This is a genomic window from Caminibacter sp. (assembly GCF_053999135.1).
The window spans coordinates 1-3563 of record NZ_JBMXVQ010000100.1; the positions used below are offsets into that span (position 1 = coordinate 1).

6 protein-coding genes are annotated in these 3563 nt (G+C 35.2%); 4 read left to right on the plus strand and 2 right to left on the minus strand.

Annotated features, from left to right (window positions below; genetic code table 11):
- The coding region (locus ACXJH6_RS07705) for an AAA family ATPase (RefSeq protein ID WP_456471177.1) at positions 1-241 on the minus strand (241 nt) is incomplete at its 3' end.
- A gap of 78 nt (positions 242-319) precedes the next feature.
- Complete coding sequence (locus ACXJH6_RS07710; protein WP_456471178.1) at positions 320-1312, minus strand: NAD(P)H-quinone oxidoreductase; 993 nt, start codon at positions 1310-1312, stop codon at positions 320-322.
- Between the two features lie 355 nt (positions 1313-1667).
- On the opposite strand from ACXJH6_RS07710, the gene ACXJH6_RS07715 reads away from it, so the two are divergent.
- The 4 genes from ACXJH6_RS07715 to ACXJH6_RS07730 form a co-directional block, all read left to right on the plus strand.
- Positions 1668-2903: a tyrosine-type recombinase/integrase gene (locus ACXJH6_RS07715; protein ID WP_456471179.1), complete on the plus strand. Its 1236-nt coding sequence runs from the start codon at positions 1668-1670 to the stop codon at positions 2901-2903.
- A 2-nt stretch (positions 2904-2905) separates the two neighbouring features.
- Positions 2906-3118: a RelB antitoxin-like protein gene (locus ACXJH6_RS07720; protein ID WP_456471180.1), complete on the plus strand. Its 213-nt coding sequence runs from the start codon at positions 2906-2908 to the stop codon at positions 3116-3118.
- Positions 3119-3144: 26 nt separating this feature from the next.
- Positions 3145-3363, plus strand: a complete 219-nt coding sequence (locus tag ACXJH6_RS07725; RefSeq protein ID WP_456471181.1) for a hypothetical protein — start codon at positions 3145-3147, stop codon at positions 3361-3363.
- On the plus strand, positions 3363-3563 hold a 201-nt coding region (locus ACXJH6_RS07730; protein ID WP_456471182.1), incomplete at its 3' end, for a type II toxin-antitoxin system RelE/ParE family toxin. The genes ACXJH6_RS07725 and ACXJH6_RS07730, both read left to right, overlap by 1 nt.

Consider the following 3563-nt stretch of genomic DNA (forward strand, 5'->3'; position numbering starts at 1 on the left):
GCTTTTCCCATTCATAATCCGAATCATATATCCAAAGCCCTTTGAATAGCTCTTTGTTTGCAAGAAAGATATGTTTTAGGGTTGATATTAAGAGCGATTTGCCAAATCGCCTAGGGCGGGAAAGGAAGTAAAACTCTCCGTTTGTGATTAAGTCGTATAATATTCTCGTTTTATCTACGTAGGTAAAATCCTTTTTTCTTATCTTTTCAAATGATGATTCACCTATTGGGAGTTTGGTCATTTTTTACTCCTCTTTGCTTTTATTGTAGGCCTGCACAAATCAAAAATCAAAAAAGCAGGGGATAAAACCCCCACGCTTTTATAAATCTGCTATTTTTAGAACGATTTTTCCAAAATGTTTGTCTTCTTCCATTAACTGATGCGCTTCTTTTACTTGTTCAATGGGTAAAACGGTATGAATAATTGGAACTATCGTTCTGTCCGCAAACTTTGGAACAACTCTTTCTGTAAAGGCTTTTATAATTTCTCCTTTTTCGTTTATAGGTCTTGAACGTAGGACTGAGCCTATAATTTTATGTCTTTTAACCATAACTAAACCCAAATTAAGCTCTGCTTTAATGCCACTTGTTACGCCTATAATCACCAATCTTCCGGCATAGGCTAAAGATTTTATATTCGGGTCTAAGTATTTTGCGCCTATATGGTCTAATATAACATCAGCTCCGTGTTTATTGGTAAACTCTTTTATTAAAGGTGAAAAATCAGGGTTTTCTTTGTAGTTTATGAGTAAATCTACGCCCAATTCTTTAACTTTTTCAAGTTTTTCCGGCGCTACCGTTACAGCTATTTTTACATCTTTTGTTATTGCTCTTGTTATCTGTATGGCTGCAGTATTAACGCCGCCACCGCCTCCGTGAAATATAGCGTAGTTGTTATCTTTTAATTCACCCAACATAAAAACGTTTAAAAACGCCGTTATATATGATTCGCAAGCACATGCCGCTTCTTCAAAACTCATAGTTTCAGGCATTGGTATTAAGTGGTTTTCGTAAGCTATCGCATACTCAGCGTATCCTCCACCGCCGACCAAAGCCATAACCTTGTCGCCTTTCTTCCAGTTTTTTACTTCGCTTCCCACTTCTTCTATGATACCTGAAACCTCAAGCCCAAGAATCTCGGATTCTCCAGGTGGTGGCGGGTATTTTCCTTCTCTTTGGACTAAATCGGGTCTGTTTATCGTCGTTGCTGCTACCTTAATTAAAACCTGGTCGGGTTTAGGTTTTGGAATGTCTACGTCTACAACCTTTAAAACATCAATTCCACCAAAGCCATCACATATCACTGCTTTCATTAGCATCCTCCCTGTCATTATTATGTAGCTGTTATAATAATATTTTTTCGAAAAAAAATGAAGTGTTTTTTAATTTTCTTTAATAAAACTTGTGTAAACTTGAAAAATAGTAAAAATAATTTACAATGCAGTTTAAAATTAGCGCTTTAATTTAAAGGTGCTATTTTGTTTAGTAAAAAAGAAAAAGCCAACCTTAGGTTTTACCAAGATTGGCTTAAAAGTAAGCTTTAAAGTGGAGCCAGCGATAGGATTCGAACCTACGACCTGCTGATTACGAATCGGTATTTTAGGGTTTTTCTTAAATTTTATTTATTTTACTTGACATAGATATTTGGCGTCTCTATAATGATTACAAGTGTTATTAAGTTTACTTGGGTTTTATAGAAAAGTAGGAGTAAAGTTACCCTATGGTTACCCCTTAAAACCCAAAAAAGGTTGGTGTAATATGTCAATCTATATTCGATGTCCAAATTGTAAAAGCGACCAAAACATAAAAAGCAAGGTTTGTAAGAAGTGTGGCAAGCCACTACCCAAACAGAACAAAAGATATAAAGTTATTGTAAAACATAATGGTAAGACCGTAACCAAGACCATTCACAATTCATTAGAACTTGCGAGGAAAATAGAGGCAAAAATCAAAGCAGAGCTTGAGGGTGGAGAATATTACGACCGCAAAAAGCAAGCCAAAGAAAATGTTAAATATGAAGATTATGTAAAAAATAAATACCTACCACAGGCACAAAGTAAAAAGACTTATAGAAATGAAGAGAGTTTTTTGCGTATTTGGATATTACCTGTTATTGGCAAGAAGCCTTTAAAAAACATATCACCCTTCGACATTGAAAAGATTAAAAAAACGATGACAGAAGCTGGGAAATCGCCACGCACTATTCAATACGCTTTAGCAGTTATACGTCAGACGTTTAATAAAGCGGTTGATTGGGGAATATACACAGGCGTTAATCCTGTAACAAAAGTGAAAGCACCAAGAGTGAGTAATAGGCGTATACGACACCTGACGCCAGAAGAGGCGCAAGCCTTATTAAATGAATTAAAAAAGCATAGTAAGCAATGGTATGAGATAAGTCTATTATCCTTAAGAACAGGGATGAGGGCGGGAGAAGTTTTTAACCTTAAGTTTGGAGATTTAGACTTTGCTAACGGCATTATTCACGTTAGAGACACGAAAAACGGAGAAGATAGAGTTGCCTATATGACTGAAGATATTGCGGATATGTTATCAAGCAAACAGGGAGAGCCTAACGAGTTAATTTTTAAGGATACCAACGGTGGGAAAATTCAAAGCGCATCTAAAACATTCTTTAGGGTTGTTGATAAACTTGGATTGAATAAAGGCATAACCGATAAAAGAGATAAGGTTGTATTCCACACATTAAGGCACACATTCGCTTCTTGGTTAGCAATGCAAGGCACGCCTATTTATACAATTAAAGAGCTTATGGGACACAAAACTTTAGCAATGACTGAACGCTATTCGCATTTAGCACCAGACACAAAAAGGGAAGCAGTTAGAGGCTTGGAAACAATGTTGAGCAAAAAGGTTGTAAAAGTTGAATTTGGGAAGGAGTAGCTATGAGTAACTTGGCAGAAAAGATAGAGTTTACCGAAGATGGCGAAAAAGTGATTATTCCAAAAAAGCTATGGCAAGAAATAATTGAAGAGCTTGAGGATTACGGGCTTTTAAAAGCAATGGAAGAAGCAAAAGATTCACCATCGCTTACTAAAGAAGAAGCCAAAAAGGCTTTGGGGATAAAAGAATTTGATAGAAACGATTTATATAAATAGATAACCTATAAAACGGAGGAAAGGAAATGGATACTGAAAGATACGACGCACTTATAGAAAACATTAAGAGTTTACCGTTAAGTGAAAAAGAAGAGCTAAAAACACTTATCGAAAAATACATTATAGAAGAAAGAAGAAACGAGATTGAAGCGCACTATAAAAAAAGTTTGAGTGAATTAAAAAAAGGAAAACTGCAATTTTATTCTGATATAAAAGAATTAAAAGATATGCTTGAGCAAGAATGATGGAAATATCCTTTAGCCAATCATTTAAAAGGGCATTTAAGAAAAAGATTAAAAACAATGCGCATTTAGAAGGGTTGTTTTGGGATAAGGTAGAAAAATTTATAAACAATCCTTTTGATAGAGAATTAAAAACCCATAAATTGTCGGGAAATCTAAAAGACCTTTGGAGCTTTAGGGTTGATTATGATATGAGGGTTATT

What these genes read in the sequence shown, in the direction of transcription:
- ACXJH6_RS07710 (WP_456471178.1), bottom strand. Translation starts at nt 1,312, where the DNA reads ATGAAAGCAGTGATATGTGATGGCTTTGGTGGAATTGATGTTTTAAAG.
- ACXJH6_RS07720 (WP_456471180.1), top strand. Translation starts at nt 2,906, where the DNA reads ATGAGTAACTTGGCAGAAAAGATAGAGTTTACCGAAGATGGCGAAAAA.
- ACXJH6_RS07725 (WP_456471181.1), top strand. Translation starts at nt 3,145, where the DNA reads ATGGATACTGAAAGATACGACGCACTTATAGAAAACATTAAGAGTTTA.